Origin of the sequence: Candidatus Enterococcus murrayae (assembly GCF_017315985.1) — a bacterium.
In the GTDB taxonomy this organism is placed as follows: Bacteria; Bacillota; Bacilli; order Lactobacillales; family Enterococcaceae; genus Enterococcus_A; species Enterococcus_A murrayae.
The window spans coordinates 19,900-44,516 of the sequence record NZ_JAFLVR010000027.1; the positions used below are offsets into that span (position 1 = coordinate 19,900).

Below are 24,617 nucleotides of genomic sequence, written 5' to 3' on the forward strand. Positions count from 1 at the left end.
TTTATCTGGCAAAACTTAGTAGGCATGTGCCGGTACTTCTAGTTACTCTGGGGCGCCAATAATCTTGATGTACTCATCAGGATTCATGATTTCAAAATGTTTCGCAACGAGCTGGTTCCGTTTGTTGCGGCGACCTTCGATGTGGATCATATATTTATTTTCCGGCAAGCGAAAAACATAGCCGGAAAGATAGCGGTCCTTAATCAAGACTTCGGTTTTTTCTTCCCCATTACTCATAATCAAAAGGGACATCATGATCGGTTTTTCCTGCAGTAAAATGGTTTTCTCCAATAATCCGCGATATTCTTCCAAAAAATCACTTCCTTCTATAAAAAATCTATAGCTTGATTTTAGCATTTTTACCTCATAACTCAAAGAAACGTGAACAGTTCTCCTTTTTTACAAAGAAGGGCCTGACACAGGGTGTTCAAAAATGGCAAACCAAGCGACAAACTAAAACGTTTTTTAAGCAAATCAGTCAAGTGTAAATTTTTGTCTAAAACTGCACCGGTGTGTGCAAAACAAGACAGAGAAATGACTGGTTTCCTATGCTAAATTTAAAATGAAAAATAACTATATTTGAAAGGAGGTGGAACATTTATAGTGAAAAAGGTAATAAGCATTCTGACCATCTTCTTTATTTTAAGTACGTTGCTGCAGCCATTTGTCGGATATGCTTTTGATGGAGATGAAGCTGCTTCTACTCTTACTAGCTCAGAGGATGAGCAAGCAGAATCAGCGGATGAAACTCAGAGGATTGAAGAATCAAGTGAAGAAGTTGTACCTTTCGATGAAAACGAAAACGTCACAACCTTAGATGAGGTTTACTATCCCTGGGAAAATGATGACAGACTCCGAATAACTCTTGATAGTGGAAATGCTGCTTATGTCACTCATAATGCAGCAAGAGTGGCACTTGTATCAAATGGTTTAGGTGGAATTGAAACACATTTTGAGATTAGAAAATTAGTATCACTAGATGACTGGAGACCAGTTGCTAGTTTTGTCCTTACCGGTAGTTCAACAAGTTCTAGTAGAGCTATAAGGTGGGTGACCGGCCTTGAGCCGGGAACGACCTATCAAGTTAGATGGTACTTTTATCACATCAATCCAAACTTGCGAAGAGTCGGGCACATGACTACCTTTACGACCGCTGGAAGGCCTGCAATGCAAGCACCTGTTGTTACTGATACAACGATCAATTCAGCTACTTTTACCCAATCAGTAGCAATCAACGCGAATGATAGTAAGTATTTACCGACTAAGTTGGATTTATATTTAACCAACAAGTCAACAGGAGTGGTACAAACACTTAGCTATCCTATGAGTCAGGTAACTTTAGGCTATTCTAACCAGAACGAGATTAATTCACTTCGTTTTACGATCAATTCACTAGCAGAAAACACAGAATATAGCCTGCAAACGGTTCTTTGGACAGGGACTGGTCGAGAAGTCGGGAGCGATGATGTCACACTACCTCAGACGATTGATTCAAATAGGTCGAATTCGGTGACATTCAGAACGGGGTTGGACGAGTTGGCGATCACTACGGAATCGATCGAGCTGCCTTTAGGAAGTCATTCAGCAACGATCGATGCCAAAAGGATGATCAAAGAGGTCAAACTGCAAGGAAACGTCATCAACAGCAATCAATATTCGGCTGAGCTGATCAATTCAATTGAAACGCTGAACCCAGGATCAAGAAGAGCGGAAATCAAAGTTGATTATGGGGTTTATTCTAGTGTCGTGTCAGTTCCTGTTACTATCGTTTGGGGCTCCAGTATTCGTGTTTTGGGAAGCTGGTCAGCAAGTACGGATATGCGAACAATCGGTGCCTATACTTGGCATCCAAATGAAGGGATTACTTACGTTCCAGGACAGATTGCCAGTAGCTTAACGACTAATTCATTGCCGCAGGCCGGGAACAATACGGCTGCAAAACTAAGTCTTTTTTCAGGAAATCAAGACATCACAATTGGTACCACAGCCAGCAACTTTGAATTCGAAATCAAAGGAAATGAGACACCTAATACCGCCCTCGATAATTTCAAAGCGAAAACAAATCAACAAGGAATGCGGACCGCCTCCGTAGGTGATGTAGTGGAATCGTGGCATATCTACCAAAATAATGAAGCATCAGATAACAATATTCTGACCAATCGACAATGGAATGTGTTGATGGAAAATGAAGAAATCGTTGATCATGCGGGTGGAAAAAACAGTATTTACTACGAGATAACTTCAACGGGTTTTCGTCCACTGGTTGTCAATCAATCAACAGGAATTGCCGGAACGATCACTCGCCATACGACGAACAATGAGTTAGAACAGCAAATAGCAGATTACTTGAATTTACCTTCAGGTGTTGCCCCAGTAAGCTTTGTCGATTATCCAGATCGAAGTCAGCTGGGAGAAACGACTGGGATAATTCGCGTTTCAGAAACACTGAATTCTGGAAAAAGGCTGTTCTATGATATAACGGTAGATTTTACTGTTACAACAAGAGATAACTCGTTAGCTGTCGAAGCAAACCCGCAACAGGTTCAACTAGGGACAACGATGGAAATGATCGATGTCCGTACGCTGATTAGCCGAGTCACTTTCGACGGAATAGGATTGAACCCTGACGAATATAGTCTTGAACTGCGGGGAGAGATTGATACATCAATCCCTGGAAGCAACCGTCAATTACCTGTACGAATTACTTATGGGACTTACACTACGGAAATGACTGTACCGATCGAAGTGATCTGGGGAAATAGTCTTAGAATCTCAGGCTCATGGAGCAATTCAAACGATTTTCGTACAGTTGCCGCTTATACCTGGCATCCCAATTATGGGATTACGTATGTACCAGGACAAGGTGCCAGCAGTTTGACTTCCTTTGCGCTGACCCAAGTGGGAGCAACCATCTTTTCTCGCTTGAATATTTTTTCAGGAGCAGGCGACATTACGATTGGAAAGAGTACTCGAAAGGATAGCTTCGAGCTTGCTGGAGGAGAAACTCCTAGTACTTTCGTCGAAAAATTTCGTACTCAAACCAATGGAAGTAATAGGTTTGAAGCTTCTATAGGAGATGTAGTGGAATCATGGCACCTTTATAAGAGTGGACAGGATACAGGCAATAGTATTACCTCCGGCAGAGAATGGAACATTCAAATGGTGGATGAATCGATGACCGATCAAACAGGCGGGTTGAACAGTGTCTATTATGAACTGACTGAAAGTGGTTATCGTCCACTAGTTGTTAATCAAACGACTGGGATCGAAGCTGAGATTACTAGACATACCACAGATACCGAATTGGATGCTTGCGTTAGCGACTACTTGGATCTGCCAAACGGGGTTGCGATAGTAGGGTTTGAAGAATATCCAGATCGAAGCTCCCTTGGTGAGACGCAAGGAAAAATAAAGGTGGAAGAGCAGCTGCTTTCCGGAAAGAAAATTCAATATGAAGTTGAGGTAGATTTTTCTGTGGTTGCCTCTGATGAGGATTGGATTGAAGTGACTATCCCGTTGGAGATGATGTTTTATGGGACGTCCAATATTGAGTCAGGCATCCAGTCGATTGCCTCACCAGAATATAGCTTTACCAATCATTCTACTGTTCCGGTCAAGCTGAGCATCGACAGTATTCAAAATGAAACCAATATCAATCGACTGCTGCTGCTGCATCTCCACGGGGAACCAATCATTTACGATATCGACATTATCGTGGCAGGAAGAGTGATCAATAATACGGCTTTCGATATTTTGATGCTGGGTGTTGATGAGACTGAAAGAATCGGATTTACAGGAGATGCTTTCTTTTTCCGTGAAGAAATCAATCCTTATTTTGAAATTGTCTTTAAGGTAACTAGTTGATGGAAATATTCGGATCAGGTAGTCGGAAGCAATCTCAAAAAAGTTAAAAGGGGAGAGCCGCTATGGAAGTAAAGAAGCCAAAATGGTGGAGAAATAAGAGGAATCGCTGGTTGCTCATCCTGGGATTGTTTTTATGTCTAATAGCAGGAGGATACATTTACTTTATTCAGCGAACGCCTGAGGTTGTGAGCAGTGATTTACTTCCTGCGATGGAAAAAAATCAAGACCGCTCTGTCAAAGACGTCGCGCAGGAGGTTGCCGATGCGAATTATTTTACGCTAAGCATTAATCCCAATGCCCATTTTTCAAATGGTGAGAGCGAGGGAACATTGCAGATTATCAATCCTGAAAGCAACAGTCACCCGATTACGGTAAGCGTTGTTTTGGATGAGACAAATGAGGAAGTTTTTATGTCAAAGGCGATTCATCCAGGACAGGAAATTATGCAGGCCAAATTATCTAAAAATTTGCCGCAAGGGGTTTATGCAGCGACAGCCACAGTAACGATTTACGATCCTGAGACAGAAGAAAAACAAGGGGCAACAAAAGCCGCTTTGACGATAACAATCGATAATTAATAGCTATTAATTATAAATAAGTATATAAGAAGGAGAAATAGATGAAAAAGCATGTACGTTTAGCCACAAGTATCATCGCATTAACAGCACTCTTAGCAACAGGAGCTTCTGCTTCCGCCGCTACACAAACGATCGATGGAAGAGAAGGTGAGGATAGCGCTGTAGTTCCCGTGAATGGAATTATTGGTGAATTTGATAATACAACGCCTGGTCCTGATCCAGTAGATACCAATAAATGGATTAATGTCACATTACCAACAACAGCATTGTTTTACAGCGAAGCTGGAAATGTAAGTAACTTAGTGGCTCCCAACTATACGATTACTAATAATTCAGCCCGAAAAGTAGACGTTATAGTCGAAGATGTGGAGAATCTGCAAGCAACTTCAGTAATCGATTCGTTGAGTATCAACACAATCGAGTTGATCGACAGCGGAGTAAAAAGCACAAGCTTAACAGGTACGGACAGCTTATTTGAACTAGACGATAATAGTAATGCCGCAGCAGCGAGCAACAGCTTCACATTTACCGGCTCTGCTTCTGGTGCCTTGACCTTATCGGATGAAGTTAATCCCAGCTTTGATTTGATTCTCAAATTTATTCCAATTATTTCCTAAGTTAAAAGAATCTTTGGCTTTGAATGACGAGTAGGAGGGACACAGATCATTTTTAATCAAATGAAGTACCTGTTCTTATGGGCAGCAATGATAGGAATGATGGCTGTGATACTGCCCATTCCTGCAGAAGCAAACAATCGAATAGCCGATTCTGCCAAGATACAGGTGAAGGGAAATATCGGCAGCACTCCTCAGGCTTCGGGGGAGAATGAGTGGGAAGAGCTTGTCGTCAAAATTCCCAAAAAAATCGAGCAGCGCGAACCAAACAATCAGCAGCTCCCCAAATTAGGACATCAGCAGATTAGGCTGTTGACTATTTTAGGCATTCTTTTTCTCGTGTTAGCGATGATCTTGACTAGTCAAGATCGTGTCTCAATAAAAGCTAGCCCGTTTAAAAGAGAGTAAGCATACAGCGATAAACGTAGATGAGGTGCTCAAATGAGACGTTATCTACGTTTTTGCTTATGATTTTGATAAAAAATAAAACCTGCCATTAAGTTATTTATATGAAGTTCAACTGAGAAAATAAAAGCAAATGATGGTAAAATTTAATTATAAATTATCTTTATAATCAAAACATTATCTTATAAGCGTGTTTTTATTTTTTCGGGTATTGAAATGAGCTGACCATGGTTTTCACTGAAAGGTGGGGAAGATATGGAATCTTTGACAGCAAAAATAATAACCAATTTGCTAAGTAAAAGATGTCTTGGAATTTTAAATTTATTGGAAGGCAAAGAGGAAATCCAAACAAGAGAGATTGCGGAAAGCTTAAATTCTAGCAAGAGAACTATTTTGGCGGATTTGAATGAACTGAGGGACTATTTTGGCTCAGCGATTACCATCAGCGGGTCAAACCGGGGGATCAAATTGACTGTTAATGATTACACTATCTACCATGAAAAGAAGAAAAAATATGTTCAGCAGGAGCCTTTGGTACAAATTATCGCAGGAATTTATTCAGGAGAATATCTATCCATTTCAGAATGGGCAGAAAAAGTAAATTTTTCAGAATCTACGGTACTGAGGCTGCTGAAGAAGCTTGATAGGATTATCCAGAATTATCGTTTAGGTGTGATTCGTTCGCCGGTAAAGTTTAGCGGCAGAGAACTGGATATAAGAAAATTCTTTTGGGATCTATATTATGAATCCACGTTTATTGAGATAAACGAAGTGGAGGGCTGCCATCAAGCAGCACTGACTCAGCTTATCTTAGCGGATGACCGGTTTGTTTCAATCAAGCGTGTTAGAAGTATCTTGAATCTATCCTTCAAAAGGATCGGAATGGGAGAAATAGAATTTTTACCTAAAATTGTTGAGAATGTGAAGGTTGATCGGTTAATTGCGCCGCTCTTTTTGGAAATCAGAAAAATTACTTACTTGAAGAAGTACTCTGATGCGGTGCTTTATCGCGAAGTTGTCTTTATTTTTCTAATGCTTTATTCTCACTGGAACCAGCGCAAGTTGACTGGTATTCGGCTGTTAGAATTCTCCTCTACAAGCAAAGATTTTAGCCGAAGCCTGGTAAAGTTTCTTTTAGATGGTCGCACGAAGGAGGACAGAGGCAAAGTTGAATTAGCTGTCCAGGATTTTCTATCGCGTCAATATACGAAAATCTGTTTAGGTGAGACCTATCTAAAAAATACAGAAGACAATAATCGCTTTGCTAAATCTTTGAATCCGAGACTTCATAATGAATTATGCACCTATTTGATCAATCATACGGCTCTGCCGTCTCATTTTCAAAACACCTTTATTTCAGATTTTTCTTCATCCTTTTTATTGTATTTGTTTGCGAATCAATTCATTTTCACCCCAATCAATGTCCTCATTTTATTAGAGAATGATTCTATCATCGATGAACCAACAAAGATTATTTTCGAGAAATTCTTTAGTACACAAGCAACTATCCTATACGAAGAAGAGATCGGCATCAGTGACATTAAAAAAGATCAATACAGCAAAATCATAACCAATATTATCCCTTTTGAGCATGAGGTTACAGATAATGCAGAGGTCATCCATTTTTCAAAAAGTTTTAGTGTAGAAGACATCATTAGATTAGTGAGCTCTCTACAGGAGAAGCAAAAAATCGGGTAATATATTTCAAAAAATCGTGAGATATACGGGAGATGTTAGATGAACTTACTAGGCGTACTAAATCATAATTATTCTGATACTGATCAGATCAGCAGCTACTTGGATGCATTTTCAGCCGAGCATTACGAAAAGGAAGACATTTCAGCCGAGCAGCTGGAGACTCATGAGCTAGCGCATGATGCGATTATCATTTTTTCAGGAAAAGGCGGGAAAAATAGTCGCGAGGTGTATTTATTGATCATTCAGCTTCGTCAACTGACAGATGCAATCATCATGGTTTTTCAAGAGCAGAAGGAAGCCATTGATAAAGTGATGAACCTGCAGTTAGGAGCAGATATAAATACGGACCCCAGCTTTACGATTAAGGAGGTCCATTTGCTTTTGGAGAATTTAGTAAAAAGAAAGAAAAAGGTGGATCAGCTAAGAGAAAGCATCCAAAAAGAAATGGAACAGGTTTCTAAAGTAACCCCGCCTTTTATTTCTGAATCATTCAATGATGGGAGTATGAGTGTGCGGCTGGCGAATAGAGATATCTACTTTACCAGCAAAGAATATATGTTGATTCGGCTGCTGCAGGAAAACTGTAATCAAGTGTGTACTTATCAAGAAATTTATGAATTCGTTTGGAATCGTCCCTATGAAAATCAAAAAATTTATATTACGAATGTGGTTTTTAGAATTCGAGAGAAGTTTCGCCACAATGGATTGAGCTTAGAAAAGTATATTTATAATATTCGTGGTGTAGGCTATAGATTTCATTGTGACGAACCATCCTCTGAGAATTGATGGAGGTATTAGAGTATTTCATCCTTAAAACATAGCTATAGGTATCAAGAACAGTTCCTTTCAATTTTTTTGAAGGGAACTGTTCTTTTTCATGACTTCTGGAATCGCTTATACTGATTTTAGGAGGAATTATTATGGATAATCGATTATCGAATTTATACACTTTGCTGGCAAAGCAGGGAAAACCTATTGAAATTAGTCAACTGGCCAGACAGTTTCAAGTGAGTACACGAACAATCTATAACGATATCAATAAGCTAAATGAACTATTAGAGACAATTTCTTCAGAAAAAATCACGATTGAGAAGGCACAAGTTTGCTATCGCGCATCCGTTCCAGTGGACATGGAAAAATTGCTGCTTAAAAACAACGCGTTTGTCAGCGGGGATAAGACGATGCGACAAACACGTATTTTAGAATCTATTCTGCTGTCACCAGATTTCTTTAACTCAGAAAATTTGCTGCAGCAAACACTCATTTCAAAAAATACCTTAGTTAGTGATCTGCAGCAGATAAGAAAGAAATTAACCCAAAGCGGCATTTGTTTAGAATCGGTTCCTTTTCGTGGTTATCGAGTTATTGGGGAGGAGGGAGATATTCGTAATCTATTGGCAGCGACAATTGAGAAAGATCCGCTGTTGTTTGAAATCGAAGCTTATGAAAAAGAGCAGCAGCTTTTAACAAAGATTGAAGCATTTATTGATACCTTATGCAACAAGATCGGGATTCAATTAAGTGATGAGTCCTTTCAAAAGGTAATCGTCCATTTTTGGATCGCAAAAAAACGAATCGAACTAGGCAAAAGCTTCCCCATAAGTGTTGAAAAGGAGCTTTTGAATAAGGAAGAGCAAACGTTATGTGATTACCAAAAGGAGCTGGCGGTATTGTTTGAGCATCCCGTTGGAACGATGGAATGTTTTTACTTGGCAAACAAGCTATCGGAAGCTTCTGTGACTAAATATCAGGAACTGCGTTCAGATAAATGGCTTACCTTCAACTTGATGGTTGAAACATTTATTAATGCTGTAAATCAAGAATATCCAACGGTGGATTTCAGCGGAGATCAAAAATTATACGAAGGATTGATCAACCATTTGCGCCCCGCTTACAAACGTGCACTGGCAAAAGAAACATTAGAAAATCCCATGTATGAGTATGTACTGGATCATCATGACAAGCTTCATCGGCTTGTCTGCAGACACATTCCATTGATCGAAAAGGCCTTGGAGATTCGTTTTACTGATCACGAAAGGAGCTTCTTTACTCTTTTCTTCGCGGCATCGCTGGAAAGAGAAAAATTCTATGTTCCTCATAAGACGAAAATCATCATTATTTGTCCTGCAGGAATCAGTACATCAGAAATCTTAAAAAACAAGATAAGGAATCTTTTCAATGTGGACATTGTTGGGACATTTGGCGCTCGAGAAGGGGTTCGATGGCTAGAAGGGCATACCGTTGATTTAGTTGTTTCTACCATTCCGTTAAAGCTAAACGGTGTTCCTTTTGTTCAAGTGAATCCTTATTTATCAGATGAAGATATCCGCATGATTACTGAGTTTATCAAACCGATCTTTCATGAGGTCAGTATCGATCATTTGATCGGAATAGTAAAAAAGTACACGAGTTTGACGCCTCAGCAGGTTCATAGCTTATCAAAGGAGTTTATGGAGTATCTCAATCTAAAAGCTGCTGGAAAATTAAAAAAGGAGTATCAGCCTATGCTTAAAGAACTATTGACAGAAGAGTTAATCGCGCTTCAATACCACGCGAAAGATCGTGACGAGGCCGTAAGAAAAAGTGGTGAACTGCTGGTGAAAAGCGGTTTAGCCTCAGAAAACTATATCGAAGGCATGATTAAAAATGTCGAGGTAAATGGCACATACATTGTGATCGCACCTGGGATTGCCATGCCTCACGCACGTCCGGAAGAAGGAGCGTTGGCTGTTGGGTTTAGCATCGTGACCTTGAAAGAGCCGGTGGTGTTTGGTCATCCTAAGAACGATCCTGTCACTATCGTTATCGGGTTATGTGCAGTGGATCACCAAACGCATTTGAAGGCCTTAGCCGAATTAGTGGAAATTCTTTCTCATGAGGAAAATGTCGGAAGCTTTTTAGCAGCGACAGAGCCCAAAGAAATTCTGGCGATGATTAAAGGAGGAGAGGAATCATGTTAAAAATTGTGACCGTTTGTGGAGCAGGTGTTGGGAGCAGTATGATGATGCGGCTGTTTACGCAGCAGATCTTGGACGATGAGAAAATTGAAGCGGTTGTTGATGCCGCAGACATTGGTTCCGTCGATCCAAATGGCTATGATATTTTGATCACTACTTCGGATTTTGCGGATACGCTTCGAGATTCAACGGCTCAAATCGTTCGAATCGATAATATGATGGACAAGGACTATTTGAAAGAGCAGCTGCTAAAGACGATAAATGAGTTAGGAGGATAAGAGATGTCGGTCTTCTTATATATAGTAAACAATGTACTGAGTCAGGCGGTATTTATCATTGGTATGGTCGTGATCGTTGGCATGGCGGCGCAAAAGAAGAGCTGGGATCAAGTCCTTCCTAGCGCGATCAAAACGATGATCGGTTTTACAATGATCAATGTGGGCGGTCAAACTTTAGGGGGCGCCTTGCTGCCGCTGCAGCAAATGATTTCTAAAATTTTCAATATGCAGTCTTTTTCTGCCAATATCGGTGCGGCACAGGCTGAGAGCTTGGCTGAAATAGGAACAGAAATGGCACTGATTTTTGCATTTGGTTTTTTATTTAATTTGCTTTTGGCTCGCTTTACTCGTTTTAAATATGTTCATTTATCTGCCCATGTTTCCTTTTTCTTCGCAGGATTGATTGCGGCTTTGCTAAAATTTAACACGAATTTGTCCTTTGTTGCGATCATTATTGTGGGGTCACTGCTTTTAGGGTCATACATGACGTTTACTTGTGCGTACGTTGCTGTTTGTATAAAAGGCGTCAAAGGAGGAGAGGGCTTTACCTTAGCACATTCAAGCTCCTTTGGTTTACTGGTTGCGACCTTATTAGCCAAAGCTTTTGGCAACAAGGAGCATGATCTGGAGCAGCTGGAAATTCCTAAGAAGCTGAACTTCTTAAGAGAAATGACGATCGCCTTGACGCTGGTCATGACTGTTTTATTCCTCTTTGTAAGTATTCTTGCGAGTCCTGGCTGGACGATGAAAGAAATTACCGGCGGACAAGATATCATCGTGTTTTCATTATTAAGAGGGATTGAATTCGGAATGTGGATCACGGTGATCATCACAGGTGTACGGATGATGCTTTCGGAGATTATTCCAGCTTTTCACGGGATCGCAAATAAAATCATTCCTAACTCAAAACCGGGCCTGGATATTCCTTTACTATTCCCGAACTATCCAACCTCAGTGATTGTCGGCTTTCTTTGCAGCTTAGTTGCCGGTTTGACAGGAATGCTGCTTTTAGGAGCACTCAATTATCCAGTTGTTGTATTTCCGGCCTTGATTCCGACCTTCTTTACGGGTGCGGCAACAGCGATATTCGGAAATGCTCATGGCGGCCGCAGAGGGGCTGTTTTAGGCTCGTTGGCAAATGGCTTCATTTTGATTTTTGGTCAGGCCTTTTTGCTTCCAATGGTAGGAAGCTATGCACCGATTATGCGCATCCTGAGTGAGACGGATTACACTGTTTATGGACCGATCCTTGGCTGGCTGTTGCAACTATTCGGAGGTGCTTAATGAAAAATTTAGTGTTGTATTTGACGATCAACTATCCCACCAGAGCTGTCTTTTTCGAAATGCTGGATGTGGTGGCAGCTTTTGGAATAGGGTATGTTGAGATCGGAATTCCTGTTGAAGAGCCTCATTTAGATGGCGCAGTGGTCAGGCAGACGCAAGAAAAAATATTTCCAGATTTGACTAAAGCAGAAATTGTTTCGGTTTTAGCCGAAATTCGCAGCCGCTATTCGTTTAACGTTATCTTGATGACGTACCAATCAGGAGTTGACTGTTTTCAATTGGATCAGCTTTCTCAGGAATTGTATGATGCTATTTTATGTGTGGATCAAACCTTTGATGGGAAGTTTGCCGGAAAGCTTGTCCATACCTTTACAACAGCAATGGGGGAAAAAGAGGTAGAGACGCAGTTAGCTCAAAGCTCCCAATTTATTTATCTGGTGTCTGGAAAAGGAAAGACGGGAGAGTTCACTCAGTTGCCAACGGATTATCTGAAGCTGCTGCCGTATGTTAAGCGCAGATCAGAGCTGCCTGCCTTTGTTGGCTTTGGTGTGAAGACGCCAGACGATGTAGCTGAGATTCTCGCTAATGGAGCAGACGGTGCGATTATCGGTTCGGAATTTATTAAACAATTTAATGAAGGCGGGATTACAGGGATCAAGGAGTATTTATCAGAGCTCCAGCCTATTTTTGAGAACGGCTTGGCTTCGAAATAGCGCACACTGCCTATCAAAAGTTTGATAGAATAGAAAGAAAAAGCAGGTGAGCAAATGGCAATGTGGAATCCGTGGCGAGGCTGTCGACGCGTCAGTGAAGGATGCAGATATTGTTTCATCCATGAAGGCGACAAAAAGAAGTCGATCGATACGAGCAAAATCGAAAAATCCGCTCAATTTGATGCGCCGATCAAGAAAACTAAGAACGGCTACAAGATGAAGGGCGGGCAAACGGTGTATGTTTGTTTTTCTAGTGATTTTTTGATTGAAGAGGCGGACCCATGGCGGGCTGAGTGCTGGGAAATGATCAAAGAGCGCAGTGATCTGCAGTTCATTTTTTTAACAAAACGGATTGAACGCTTACCATTGGTTGTGCCTGATGATTGGGGCGAAGGGTATGAGAATGTTACCATTGGTGTTTCAGTGGAAAATCAGGAGAGAGCAGATCAACGCTTGCGTCTATTACAAGAGCTGCCGATTAAGCATAAAAATATTATTTGCCAGCCGTTGATCGAAGAAGTGAGCATCGCCGATTATTTAGAGGATATAGAATTAGTGATGGCCGGCGGTGAATACCATAAAAATGCCCGACCGTTGAACTATGACTGGATCTTGAAAATCCGAGAAGAAGCAATAGCACGGGAGATTCCTTTTGAATTTCGTCAATGCGGGACCCATTTTATTAAAGACGGTCGAGAATATCAGTTGAATTATCGGCAGCTGTTCTCGCAGGCGAAAAAAGCAGAAATCAATTGGCAGCCAAATAAATAGAGAAACGACGGAATCAAAAGTCGTTTTGAAAAATACTTAACAAAATGAAAGCGAACAATCAAATTACTTTACTAATTTAAAGTAATTTGATCGTTTCGCTTTTCATTATATTCATTTTGTTAGTTGCTTCTTCGTTATTCGGATAGATCCTCATTTAATTCTTTGGCAGCCAGTGCAACTCGCTTATTGCCTTTATGCAGCTCTACGATCGTCCATACCAGCAGCGCTAATACGGCAACGATCAGAACGTAGGCAATCGTATCAGCAGTCATAATCTCTGCTGCTGAAGGCCGATCGCCGAAGAAGCCTTCGATTTGACTTGGCAAGCCAATCAGATTCAAGTAGGTTAAGCCGATCACTGAGATCCAGCCCAAAAGCTGAATGATCTTTTTATTTTTGAAGCGTTCGCCCATTTCCGCGGAGCTGTTGGTCATCATAAGTAAGGGCAGCATTGAAAATGGTAAAGCGAAGGCTAGAAAGACTTGCGAATTGTTCATTAAATTGTTCAAGGCCTCATGTTCTTCGATCACGCTTTTTCCGCTGAAGAGCAGCACACAGATTAATACGGGAACAACTGAGATCAGCCGAGTCACTAAACGACGCAGCCAAATCGGCATCCGCATATGAATAAAGCCTTCCATAATTACCTGTCCAGTTAAAGTCCCAGTAATCGTGGAGTTTTGACCTGAAGCCAGTAAGGCGACAGCGAACAAAGTGGATAAGGCACCGGTTTTTGCGACACTCATCAAGATCCCGTTGCTCATTGTCGCAGGATTGGATAAGGCTTCATACAACCCGAAGAATGAGGGATCTTGGACAGTTCCGGTTTTGAACACTGCGACCCCCATAATCAAAAGCAGCGCATTGACGATAAAAGCCATTGATAATTGGATATTGGAATCCCAAGTCGTAAAACGAACCGCATTTGCGACTTCTTCTTCATCTTCGTGATTGATTTTCCTTGTTTGAGATACAGCTGAGTGTAGATACAGATTGTGGGGCATCACAGTCGCACCAATAATTCCCAAAGCACCAGTCAATGGCGTTTGACCGCCGATGGCAGGGGCGTTCGCGAAGGTTTCATTGGTAGGTACAAAGCCCTTCAATACGTCGCCCCAGTTAGGATCGGATAGAGCGACTTGATAAATAAATACAAAGAGGATCACGAAAATCAAACAAACGACGATCGCTTCGATTTTTCGAAAACCAATTTTTGTTAGCAGCAAGAGGACGAGAACGTCAAAAACTGTAATAAAGACGGCGATGACTAACGGAATATTGAATAACAAGTACAACGCAATCGCCGCGCCAATAACTTCCGCGATATCCGTAGCCATGATCGCCAGCTCGGTCAAAATCCAAAGGACAATTCCTAATGATTTACTTGTTCTCGCGCGAATCGCTTGTGCTAGGTCCATTCGTGTAACGATTCCCAGCTTGGCTGCCATGTATTGCAAAAGCATGGCCACTAAACTGGAAAGTAGGATGACGGACATTAATAAATACTGGAAGTTTTGTCCGCCGGTGATGGATGTCGACCAATTTCCCGGGTCCATATAGCCAACAGCGACTAATGCTCCTGGACCAGAGTAGGCCAGCAGAGTGCGCCAGAAACTTTTTCCTTTCGGTACTTCGACCGTACCATTGACTTCCTCTAGGGAAAGCCCGTTTGTATGTTCTAAAATGGGATGTTTTTTCGTACTCAATCGATTCCCACCCTTCCTTGATCTTTTCTACGATGCCATCATACACCCAAAATCAGGAAAAGAAAAGAAAAAAATTCGGCATGCCTAAAATTATACGAAAAGTCCTTTTTATTCTCTGTCAAACCAACAACTGGACAAAAAAACTCCAGCAGTCTCACCGAAAAAGAGACTGCTGGAGCGAGTAAACATAATAAATTAATTTTGACTAATCTCAATGACACGATCCACCCAGTCTTGATAGAAGCCTTCTTCGTGGGAAACAACGATGACCGTGCCGGCGAAATTCGCCAGGCTTTCACGTAAGCTATCCTTTGTGGCCTGGTCGATATGGTTGGTCGGCTCATCGAGGATCAACAAGTTGCCCTTTTGCATGGTCATCTGACAAAGCTTGACCTTGGTTTGCTCACCACCGCTCAGGGTACTAAGGGGTTCTTGCGCCAATTGATTCGGCAGACCCGCTCTAGCTAAATGCTTCCGCAATTCTTTGACAGTTTCTTTCGGAAAATGTTCGCTTAAATACTGTAATGGTGTTTGATAGGGATTTTCCCATTGCAGATCTTGCTCGAAATAGTTGATCTTTGTATTAGCCGGAAAATGAAATTCGCCAGCAATTTTAGGGATCGTTCCGATCAATGTTTTCAGCAATGTAGATTTACCGATACCGTTAAACCCGCGGATTGCGACCTTTTCACCATAACGCAATGTGATATTGATAGGTGACAATAATGGTCTTTGGTACCCAATCTCGAGATCGGTCGTTTCAAGTGCTAACGTCGTAACAATCGGGGCATGAGGGAACTCAAAATGTGCGACTGCGTTAGTAGACGGAGGCGTTAAGCGTTCCACTTTATCCAATTGCTTTTGTCGACTTTTTGCCATCGTTGAACGTGAACCGGCTTTGTATTTACGAATATAAGCTTCGGTTTTTTCAATTTGCCGTTTTTGTGACGCGTATTGCTTCATGTAGGTTTCCTGAAACTGTTCCTTTTGTTTTAAGGCTTTGGTCAGATTTCCGGTGTATTTAGTAAGCTTGCCGAATTCGATATCGGCAATGTGAGTCGTAATCTGATTCAAAAAGTCGCGATCATGGGAGATCACCACAAAGGTTCCCGCAAAATCCTGTAGAAACTGGCTCAACCAGGCGACATGTTCGTCATCCAAATGATTCGTCGGCTCATCCAAGATCAGAACGTCTGGTTTTTCGAGTAATAGTTTTGCCAGAATCAGTTTTGAGCGTTGTCCGCCGCTTAGATCCTCTAAGGGGGTGCCCATGCCTAAAATATCCAGCCCTAAGCCGCTGCTCATTTCGGCGATCAAGGTATCGATTTGATAAAAATCACCTTGGTCTAATTCCGTCTGCAAGCGACCCGCTTTTTCCAGCAGCTTGTCATCCATCGATTCGCCATACTCCATGTACAATTCGCCGATCTTTGCTTCTTTAGCAAAATCCGCCGCATAAGCGGTCTTCAAAAAATCCTTGATCGACAATGTCGGATCAACTTCAACATATTGGTCCAAATATCCCACGTGGATATTTTTTTGCCAGGCGATAGTGCCCTCATCTGGCAGCTGTTCGCCAGTAATAATCTTAATCAAGGTACTTTTTCCAGCCCCATTTTGTCCAATCAGGCCAAGATGTTCCCCTTTATTCAAATGCAATTCTAAATCCTCGTATAAAATTTTATCGCCGAATTGCTGGGCGATCCCTGTTAAATCTAAGATACTCATGTTTCTCCTACTTTCTTACTCAATTTCCCATCATCTAATAAAAGTAGTCCATAGTCAAGTAAAAAAGAGCCCTTTTTCAAGGACTCAGTGAGTTTTTTACAGTTGGGCAGACAATAGGTAATTGATAATATCGGAAATCATTTCGACCAATTGAACGAAAAGCTCCCAGCCCCAACCAATCAAACCATCAATAAATTGAAAAAGAAATTCTATCATTGTTTTCTCCTACTATTTGAATAAACTTGCTACCCAATTGATGGGGTAGAGGGACAGGTGCAGGGTCACATGAGCTAACAAATAACTTATTGCGAAGAATGGAAATAACAATTGTTTCATATTTTTTCAACCTCCGTATTTTTTGTTGCTTTAGTATAACCTGAAGGCGGGGCCGCCAGACATAGATTTACCTTATCGTTAACGAACAAATATGTAAGCTGAGCACACAAAAAAGCCCCTGCTTTCTATTAGTAAGCAGAGGCTTTTAATTATAGGCTTCATTCATTGAGAGGTGCGCTCCTTAGGCAGATTTTTTTAAGTCATAGATCGCTTGTTCAATGGTGATTCCAGTTGCTTGTTGACCAGTAACAGTTGAATAGACAATGAAGATGTTTTCTGCTAAATCAAACGTTACACGATAGGGTTTTTCTTGATCAAAAAAGGTCATAGTTTTTCCTCCTTTCATTTAATAACAAACTTACAAACAAAAGTATAACACATTAAAATAAAATAATAAAAGAAATTTGCATTCATAAAATATTTTAATTATTTAAAAAATGAATGATGGCTTTTTTGCTTGATATCCTATAAAAAAAGCTGATTTTTGGGATGAAAAGGGATGGATCGAGAAATAATCGAACAATTTATAGCGCTGAGAAAAGGAGGCTGCTATTTTGGTGAAGCTTTTCCTGCCATGATTCGATGACCGGCACGGCACTAAGCATCTGGGCTGATGATTTTGGACGAGGGGACGAGACGTTGTTCGCTTTATCCGATAGCTCGATAGTTTGGTTTAATAAAAAAGCAATTACCAAAAATACTTTTATTTTGTAAAGTTTTAAACGTTTTGACTTTATGGATATTAAGTAAAAATAGCTAAATGCAAAAAAGCCAGAAGCTCAATCGAATCAACCGATTGTCTGCTTCTGGCTTTTTTGTAAGCTTTCGCCCCTGCCAAGGACATTTATTATAGCATAATTTAAATAGGCTGATTATGAAAAATCAACTGCATTGCACGTCTTAGAGGGAAGTAAACTAGGCTGACAATCAAAATCGTAGAAAAAATATTGATCACAGTGGCAGGCATCGTAGCCAGTGCGGCGAAGAAGGCCGGTCTTAGCTGAGCGCCTGCGATCATCGACATGAGAGTCGCTTTGATGACTGACATGATAAATTTTGCAATGCCGGCACAGATTCCGATAATAACGATCTGGTAAATACGGGTTGGTTTGCGCTTAAAAAGTGAAAAAGCTGCATAAGCCGCTGCCCCCACAACAAAGCTCTCGATTAAGAAATAGGGCGCCTCGGCCGCGAAACCATTTAAAATATCGAAAACGAAAAAGCCGATTCCGCCGGCTAGAGCGCCCTGCCAATAACCAATCAGCAGAACAGCCAATAGTACGACGGAATTTCCGAAGTGGATAAAGGCACCAGTGGGCAGAGGAATCTTAATCATGGTTCCCATCAAAGTAAGTGCCGAAAATAGTGCGACTAGTACGAGGTTTTGAATTCGTTTATCACTGTTCATCAGAGTACTCCAATCGTTTTTCTCCATGTGTATAAGCCCCATGCCAGACATGCCCAACATATGGATTTATTTTTTCTCCCATCGCGATTGCCGCCTGAACAAAATCGATCGCCAACTTGACCGCTTTATCAACGGGATAATTTTTAGCGATCGCCGCAGTGATTGCTGCGGCAAAGGTACACCCAGCACCATGATTATAAGGCGTGTCAATGACCGGGTGGGGATATCGTTGAAAATGACTGCCGTCATAATACAGATCAAGTGTTTTTTCAGAATCCAACCGTGCGCCGCCCTTGATCACTACCTGCTTCACACCTAACAAAGCGATCTTCTTCGCTGCTTCCTGCATCTGCTTCTCCGAAGTGAGTTCGCCCATTTCCGATAAAATTCCCGCTTCACGCAAATTTGGTGTTGTAATCAGTGCATGAGGCAATAATTTTTCTCTCAAAGCCTGAACCTGTTCGTTTTTAATAAAATCCTGCGTTCCCTTGCCGCCGATAACTGGGTCAACGATGAATGGGTGATCCTTTGGGAGACGCTCACTGACTAAATCAATGATCTCCTGTGAGGGCAGCAGCCCTGTTTTGACGGCATCAACCGGACCTGCAAAAACAGAAGCGAGTTGCTCTTGGATCAGCTCTAAGGAAAGGGGATGCAAATGGTGCGCGCCAGATGCTGGCTCCAAGGTGACGATGGAGGTAATTGCGGCCAGACCAAAAGTACCAAATTCCTGAAAGGTTTTTAAATCCGCTTCAAGTCCGCCGCCTCCAGTGGCATCTGAACCTGCGATTGTAACAACTTTTTTCATATCGAGATACTCCATTTGTTTTGTAATAATATATCCTGTTGCTTCTCAGATGAAAACAGCCAATTGGCTTTGTTTTTCCTCATCCACTTTTGAGCAGGTAGGAAGAGGCTCTCCAGATACTGAAAAAATTTCATCGGATCAAAGCCTAAGAAAGCAGTATAAATCATGTCCGGACTAACCACAAATAGAACGAGTTTGCTAAGCCTTCCTAGTTGCTCCAAGGCTCCCAAGCCAACTCAAGTATTCTTCCTCTCTATGAATTGCGTGCATCAATATAAGATAATGCCCATAATTTTCCTGAATCTTTTCATCGGGGAAGACGATGTGCCTTCGACTTTCCAAGTGCTCCAGCTTTTTTTGATGCAGTTCGATTTGCTGCTGAATCATTTCCGGCAATCGTTCATCCTCGATACTTTTTATGAAATACAGCTTCAAAACAAACTCGTCCTTATTTGTCGGCAGCTCAGTTAAGGGTTCCTTCAGCCATTCCAGCAGGGCAATCCTTCCTGCGTCCGTTAGTGAATAAACCTTTTTCTCCAATTTTGTTCCAACGATCTCTGTTTGAAAATTGATCCAGCCCTTTTTGGTGAGCTTTGACAGCTCTGGATAAATTTGACTGTGTTTGGCTTGCCAAAACTCGCCAATCTCAGTGGTAAAAGCAGTTTTTATATCATAACCGGTCTTTTGACCTTCCTGCAGCATTCCCAAAATAATATATTGCAACGTATTTTTTTGTGCGATCTTAAACCTCTCCCTTGACAATGAACTGAAATCATTCTATCATAATCATGAAATCTAAAACATGTAAATAATTACATGTTTTAGTTTAACGAATTGGAGGGATAAAATTGAAACAATTTAAAACATTAGCAGATTTTGTCGGCACACACTTTATTTATACCTATGATAACGGCTGGGAATATGAATGGTACGCAAAAAATGACCATACGGTAGATTATCGAATTCACGGAGGAATGGTTGCCGGACGCTGGGTGAAGGATCAGGAAGTACAAATGGATCTACTAACGGAAGGTGTTTATAAGATTACTTGGACAGAACCCACTGGAACGGACGTTGCGTTAGACTTTTTACCAAATGAAGAAAAGCTTCATGGCACGATTTTCTTTCCTAAATGGGTAGAAGAGCATCCCGAAATAACTGTAACATTCCAAAATGAACACATTGACGAAATGCTTGCCGCAAGAGAAAAATATGAGACTTATCCTAAGCTGGTCGTTCCTGAATTTGCGAAGATTACGTATGCTGGTGAAGCGGGAGAAGATAACGAGGATGTCATTAGTGAAGCGCCTTATGAAGGAATGCCCGATGACATTCGTAATGGAAACTATTATGATAAAAATTATCGCCGCGTCAATAAATAGAGACGAAAAAGGTTCAACATTTTTTTATGTTGAACCTTTTTTTCTCTATTTTGTTTTCATCCATTGATCACGAATTTCGTCCGTTAAACGAATGATCCGTTTGCCGACCTCAGGATATTGATTAGTAGCTAGATTGGCTAAAGAAACGCGAACAGCCCATTCACTGCTGCCAAAAGCGTTGGCCTTCAAAAGCATCAGCTGTTCTTTTTCTGCGAGGGAAGTTAGGACTTTTGTAACAGTCCATTTATTCTTTAAGTAGTCCGCGAAGGCGTTGCCGTAGCGTTTGCGGCTCCAGTCTTCGTAATTGATCTCGCAATAATAGGCCGTATCCAAATCCTCCAGCGGTTCCTGCAGGCCTAAGGTATTAAACAAGAGCTTTTCTCGTTGGCGGCAAATATCCATTACTTCGGCCTTGTAGGCTTTTCCTTCATCTAATAAGCTGTACAAACTAAACATAACCATCATTACCTGCTGCGGAGCAGAAAGACCGGCGGCATGATTCAAGGCAACATCGCGACTGTCAGCCACACAGCGATCAATAAAGGGAATGGTTGTTGGATCAGCGGTCAAAGAAGCATAGCGCTCGTTCAATTGTTCGATCTTGTCTTGCGGCAGGTTCGCGATCAATTCGTCAAACAGATTGTGTTTGGCAACGGCGATGGTTCCTACACGCCAGCCAGTCGCACCAAAATATTTCGAATACGAATAAATGCAGGCAGTATTGTAAGGAATTTCTGAGAACAATGAGGTGAAGACCGGAACAAAGGTACCATATACATCATCGGTCAAGATCATCAACTCCGGATTGTCCGTTGCAACGATATCCTTTAGCAAGTCGATCGTTGGCTGTGCCAAAGCATTCGCTGTCGGGTTACTTGGGTTCACCACGAAAACGGCTTTGATATCGGAATCGCGCAGTTTATTGATTTCTTCATCGGGGTATTGATAGGTCATTTTGCCATCAATCATAGTTTGCTTTGCTTGGACTTTGACGATGTCAAAAGAATATTTCGGTAATTCAGGAATTTCTAAATAAGGCGCAAAGGTCGGCAGCATCAATGCGATTTTATCGCCGCGATTCAATAGAAAATTATTGAATAAGGTGTCGAAAATATAGCAGATTCCCGCAGTTCCGCCTTCAACAGCGAAAATATCGAAGGGGATCGCACTGTCAGAGAAAAGCTCTTGATTCAAGTAGGCTTTGATCGGCCCTTCGCAGGCAGTCAAACATCGTACAGGATTTGGATAATTATCGCCAATGATGTGATCCAGTATATCCGTCAGCCAAGCTTCCTTTGGCATGCCAAGGTAGTTGTTGTCAGAAAACCAGATTTTTTTCAAGAAGGCAGCGCCTTTTCCTGGATGAGCGGCTAAAAATTCAACGAAGCGCTGACCACGAGCTGCATCAGATTGGATCATTCCAGCGGTTAGTTCACCAGTGCCATATAGGGTTTCTTGTGTAGCGAACTGACCGAGTAAAAAGAAGGCTTCTCGAGGTGTAGGAGCGGTCCAGTTGGGATTTCCGCGACCAGCATTCAAAAGCTTGGTAACATTTTTGTTTTCATGAATCTTTTGTTCTAAAAAGAGACTTAATTCAAAGGGACTTAGTTCTTCTAAGGCTTGTTCAGTAATTGTAGACACAAATACGACTCCTTTTACGCTTTATTTGCTTTCATAGTAACGAGAATAATTTTTAATACAGCGTAAATACGCTTAGAGTTTATGAGAAAGTTTCTGTTAAATTACAAAGAAATAAGGTGCGTTTTCTTTTGGTATATACTAAAAAGGTTAATAAGACAATGAGTTAAGCGCTTACCGTATTCTAAGAAACCAATTCCTAAAGATTTTTTTACGTATTCGATATCAGACTTTCGACCCATGTCAAATATAAAAAAATAGGGCATACTATTGTTATAAGTTAATCGTAAGTAAATAGATGGACGTTGGAGTATATATAGATATCTAATGTGAGGAGGAATCAGAGATGGATCAGTTGATCGCTATTGCGTTTATTGCGTTGTTAGTTTTCTTTGTAATTAAAGTCGGGTCCGTTTTATGGCGTATTGCCGGTGTATTGTTTTTGCTATTTATCATTTATATGTATAAGGATCAGGTCATTACACAAGTTCAGAACTTTATTGCCAATCCAAACTTCGGTGGATTATGGCAAAGTGTTTCCGGGTTTTTCGGAGATTTGTTTGATAAGGTTGCTGGTTTTGTCAGTACTGTGATTGAATAAAAGCTTGAGAAGTTCTCTTAACAGAGGGCTTCTTTTTTTTTAGAAAAAAAGAAAGTGGCTATTTAGGTGTGATATACTAAAAGGTATCTTTTGTGTAGACAAAAGAGAAATGGAGTGAAAAAAGGAAAACAGGGGTGTTTTTTTGAAGAAAAGGACGATCAAGCAAGAATTGTTCTATTTATTTTCTATGGAGCTATTTAGCGCGGTGATATTTTGGGTAGTTTATGGCATGTGGGTAAGGGCGGAACCATGGGTCGGAAAAGCCGCGATTTATTATCCATTAATTGTGTTGATAGTCATTCTTGTACAGGGTTCACTTTATTGGTTGAATTGCTTAATGAGGCTAAAAAAACAGAATGCTTTGGATACGCAACAGATCGCGAGGATCTATCGACTCTTTAAAATCATGGATTATGGCTTGCTGGCAGCCTATATCCCAGTTCTACTTTTTACAAAGAGCTTCTCAGTTGTTGGTATGCTGATTTGGCTGTTTGCGATTATTGAACTGATCAATTATTTCCATTACCGCCTATCTTATTACACAAAATCAGGACTTGGACTACAAATTATCAAGCCGTTGAGATCGCTTATTTCAGGCACAGCGGTAAAATCTCAAATTGCTAAAGAAATCTTATCCGTACAAAAAGGAAAATGATAAAACAAAGCCTCTGCTTTCAACAAATGGAAGCAGAGGCTTCGTTTTTATTTTCGCTCGACATTTTCTAAATATTTCCGACACCGTAAATAGCTTGCCAAAACATCTTGCGGCACGTCGACATGTGGAATAAATCCTGTTCCCATCGGTCCATAGCCTTTTTCATCATCGTTTAGACGGCGAATTTCACCAATGACCAGAGACAAGAAATATTCTGGTTCCCACCAAGTATCCATCTCTGAATTTTTAAAATGGGGCCGCGTGTCAAACGCAATTAATTTTGGCTGCTCGAAGAAGAGCGGCTGAATCGCGGACAGAGGTAAGTGCCATTCTTTACTAAAAGTGACGTGGGCACGTTTTTGTACCAGCGGATCCTGAACTAGCCAAAAATTCGTTGGCGCATTCTGAGAAAAAAGCTCGTATGAGAAGCGGGCATTTTCACCAGTATTTGTTGACTTCTTTTCTAATAGCAAGCTGAGCTCACGAGAACAGTAGTGGAGAAATATTTCCTGTGTAATCTCTGCTTCGGAAAGCTGCTCCCATTCTGTTCGAACGAGTTTTGGATAAAACTTTTTGCAATTTGCGATTAGCGGGATGGTCCCATGACCAATTCCGCCGACAAAAAGGACGCGTTGAATAGCAGGTTCTGCTTCACAAAATTGCGCAGCAGAAACGATCAAATGAGGCAGGCTGTTGCCAGCTATTATTAATGTGTCAGAGTGAAAATCAGGATTTTTTGGAATCGTCGTTAGATAGTTAACGAGTGTTGTGAAATCAGACATAGTTGTCTCCTTAAATTTTAGTTGAAATTGTACCCTATATAATAGTAGCAAAATTTTCAACAGAAAAAAACTGTCAGTAAAAATACCGACAGTAGCAGGCTAAAATAAATAGCGAATAAAAAAGAAAATACACAAGGCAAAGAGGATAACTGATAATGTTAACCAGCTTTTCTGCTTGATCCAAAGGAATTTTCCGTAACAAAAAGCAGCGGCCGCACCAGTAAAGAGACTGAACAGATCCATTACTTCGCGATGATCCACTACGCGTGCGAGCATCAAGATGCTGAAAAGAATCAAACTAAATATACCAGCGGTGGCTAGTGCCAAATCAGTGCTGGTCTGTTTTCTTTCGTTTTCCATGCGTTCCCCTCCAGTCGATAAGATTAACAGCCTAAGCTAATTTTGAAGTTA

General features: G+C 41.1%; 24 protein-coding genes. 14 read left to right on the forward strand and 10 right to left on the reverse strand.

Going from position 1 to position 24,617, the window contains the following annotated elements; genetic code table 11:
* Positions 1-42: 42 nt before the first annotated feature.
* Positions 43-312 carry a hypothetical protein gene (locus JZO85_RS11875; RefSeq protein ID WP_207108747.1) on the reverse strand — a complete coding sequence of 90 codons (270 nt, stop codon included), beginning with the start codon at positions 310-312 and terminating at the stop codon, positions 43-45.
* A gap of 291 nt (positions 313-603) precedes the next feature.
* On the opposite strand from JZO85_RS11875, the gene JZO85_RS11880 reads away from it, so the two are divergent.
* The 11 genes from JZO85_RS11880 (at position 604) to JZO85_RS11930 (ending at position 13,162) form a co-directional block, all read left to right on the forward strand.
* Entirely contained in the window at positions 604-3,864 is a 3,261-nt protein-coding gene (locus JZO85_RS11880) for a hypothetical protein (RefSeq protein ID WP_207108748.1), read from the forward strand.
* Between the two features lie 62 nt (positions 3,865-3,926).
* On the forward strand, positions 3,927-4,442 hold the full coding sequence (locus JZO85_RS11885) for a hypothetical protein (RefSeq protein WP_207108749.1): 516 nt from the start codon (positions 3,927-3,929) through the stop codon (positions 4,440-4,442).
* Between the two features lie 41 nt (positions 4,443-4,483).
* A complete protein-coding gene (locus JZO85_RS11890) occupies positions 4,484-5,059 on the forward strand; it encodes a hypothetical protein (RefSeq protein WP_207108750.1) in 576 nt (191 codons plus the stop codon).
* Positions 5,060-5,155: 96 nt separating this feature from the next.
* Positions 5,156-5,464 (forward strand): hypothetical protein, encoded by a 309-nt coding sequence (locus JZO85_RS11895; RefSeq protein WP_207108751.1) that lies wholly within the window; start codon positions 5,156-5,158, stop codon positions 5,462-5,464.
* 252 nt (positions 5,465-5,716) lie between these two features.
* Positions 5,717-7,159 (forward strand): helix-turn-helix domain-containing protein, encoded by a 1,443-nt coding sequence (locus tag JZO85_RS11900; protein ID WP_207108752.1) that lies wholly within the window; start codon positions 5,717-5,719, stop codon positions 7,157-7,159.
* Between the two features lie 39 nt (positions 7,160-7,198).
* Positions 7,199-7,945 carry a winged helix-turn-helix domain-containing protein gene (locus JZO85_RS11905; protein WP_207108753.1) on the forward strand — a complete coding sequence of 249 codons (747 nt, stop codon included), beginning with the start codon at positions 7,199-7,201 and terminating at the stop codon, positions 7,943-7,945.
* A 134-nt stretch (positions 7,946-8,079) separates the two neighbouring features.
* Positions 8,080-10,119, forward strand: coding sequence for a BglG family transcription antiterminator (locus JZO85_RS11910; protein ID WP_207108754.1), 2,040 nt, complete (start codon positions 8,080-8,082; stop codon positions 10,117-10,119).
* Positions 10,113-10,394 carry a PTS sugar transporter subunit IIB gene (locus tag JZO85_RS11915; RefSeq protein WP_207108755.1) on the forward strand — a complete coding sequence of 94 codons (282 nt, stop codon included), beginning with the start codon at positions 10,113-10,115 and terminating at the stop codon, positions 10,392-10,394. The genes JZO85_RS11910 and JZO85_RS11915 overlap by 7 nt, the downstream gene beginning before the upstream one ends.
* Before the next feature lie 3 nt (positions 10,395-10,397).
* Positions 10,398-11,678 carry a PTS ascorbate transporter subunit IIC gene (ulaA, locus tag JZO85_RS11920; protein WP_207108756.1) on the forward strand — a complete coding sequence of 427 codons (1,281 nt, stop codon included), beginning with the start codon at positions 10,398-10,400 and terminating at the stop codon, positions 11,676-11,678.
* On the forward strand, positions 11,678-12,391 hold the full coding sequence (locus tag JZO85_RS11925) for a tryptophan synthase subunit alpha (protein WP_207108757.1): 714 nt from the start codon (positions 11,678-11,680) through the stop codon (positions 12,389-12,391). The genes ulaA and JZO85_RS11925 overlap by 1 nt, the downstream gene beginning before the upstream one ends.
* A gap of 54 nt (positions 12,392-12,445) precedes the next feature.
* Positions 12,446-13,162 (forward strand): DUF5131 family protein, encoded by a 717-nt coding sequence (locus JZO85_RS11930; RefSeq protein ID WP_207108758.1) that lies wholly within the window; start codon positions 12,446-12,448, stop codon positions 13,160-13,162.
* 134 nt (positions 13,163-13,296) lie between these two features.
* Here JZO85_RS11930 and JZO85_RS11935 read toward each other — a convergent pair whose 3' ends face one another.
* The 6 genes from JZO85_RS11935 to JZO85_RS11960 form a co-directional block, all read right to left on the reverse strand.
* Positions 13,297-14,868, reverse strand: coding sequence for an Nramp family divalent metal transporter (locus JZO85_RS11935; RefSeq protein ID WP_207108759.1), 1,572 nt, complete (start codon positions 14,866-14,868; stop codon positions 13,297-13,299).
* Between the two features lie 195 nt (positions 14,869-15,063).
* Positions 15,064-16,596, reverse strand: coding sequence for an ABC-F family ATP-binding cassette domain-containing protein (locus JZO85_RS11940; RefSeq protein ID WP_207108760.1), 1,533 nt, complete (start codon positions 16,594-16,596; stop codon positions 15,064-15,066).
* 517 nt (positions 16,597-17,113) lie between these two features.
* The gene (locus tag JZO85_RS11945) at positions 17,114-17,260 is read right to left on the reverse strand and encodes a hypothetical protein (protein ID WP_207108761.1); all 147 of its coding nucleotides are present in this window, start codon (positions 17,258-17,260) and stop codon (positions 17,114-17,116) included.
* 531 nt (positions 17,261-17,791) lie between these two features.
* Positions 17,792-18,340, reverse strand: coding sequence for an ECF transporter S component (locus JZO85_RS11950; protein ID WP_207108762.1), 549 nt, complete (start codon positions 18,338-18,340; stop codon positions 17,792-17,794).
* Positions 18,330-19,148 carry a bifunctional hydroxymethylpyrimidine kinase/phosphomethylpyrimidine kinase gene (thiD, locus tag JZO85_RS11955; RefSeq protein WP_207108763.1) on the reverse strand — a complete coding sequence of 273 codons (819 nt, stop codon included), beginning with the start codon at positions 19,146-19,148 and terminating at the stop codon, positions 18,330-18,332. The genes JZO85_RS11950 and thiD overlap by 11 nt, the downstream gene beginning before the upstream one ends.
* A 198-nt stretch (positions 19,149-19,346) precedes the next feature.
* On the reverse strand, positions 19,347-19,889 hold the full coding sequence (locus JZO85_RS11960; protein ID WP_207108830.1) for a helix-turn-helix transcriptional regulator: 543 nt from the start codon (positions 19,887-19,889) through the stop codon (positions 19,347-19,349).
* 107 nt (positions 19,890-19,996) lie between these two features.
* Between JZO85_RS11960 and JZO85_RS11965 the strand changes: the two genes are divergently transcribed.
* On the forward strand, positions 19,997-20,530 hold the full coding sequence (locus JZO85_RS11965; protein ID WP_207108764.1) for a phenolic acid decarboxylase: 534 nt from the start codon (positions 19,997-19,999) through the stop codon (positions 20,528-20,530).
* 45 nt (positions 20,531-20,575) lie between these two features.
* On the opposite strand, the gene aspD is transcribed toward JZO85_RS11965, so the two are convergent.
* Positions 20,576-22,171, reverse strand: coding sequence for an aspartate 4-decarboxylase (gene aspD / locus JZO85_RS11970; RefSeq protein WP_207108765.1), 1,596 nt, complete (start codon positions 22,169-22,171; stop codon positions 20,576-20,578).
* Between the two features lie 343 nt (positions 22,172-22,514).
* On the opposite strand from aspD, the gene JZO85_RS11975 reads away from it, so the two are divergent.
* Positions 22,515-22,769 carry a hypothetical protein gene (locus tag JZO85_RS11975; RefSeq protein WP_207108766.1) on the forward strand — a complete coding sequence of 85 codons (255 nt, stop codon included), beginning with the start codon at positions 22,515-22,517 and terminating at the stop codon, positions 22,767-22,769.
* Positions 22,770-22,911: 142 nt separating this feature from the next.
* Positions 22,912-23,424, forward strand: a complete 513-nt coding sequence (locus JZO85_RS11980; protein WP_207108767.1) for a hypothetical protein — start codon at positions 22,912-22,914, stop codon at positions 23,422-23,424.
* Between the two features lie 47 nt (positions 23,425-23,471).
* On the opposite strand, the gene JZO85_RS11985 is transcribed toward JZO85_RS11980, so the two are convergent.
* A complete protein-coding gene (locus JZO85_RS11985; protein WP_207108768.1) occupies positions 23,472-24,206 on the reverse strand; it encodes a YdcF family protein in 735 nt (244 codons plus the stop codon).
* Positions 24,207-24,305: 99 nt separating this feature from the next.
* Positions 24,306-24,566, reverse strand: coding sequence for a DUF6442 family protein (locus tag JZO85_RS11990; protein WP_207108769.1), 261 nt, complete (start codon positions 24,564-24,566; stop codon positions 24,306-24,308).
* Positions 24,567-24,617 lie beyond the last annotated feature (51 nt).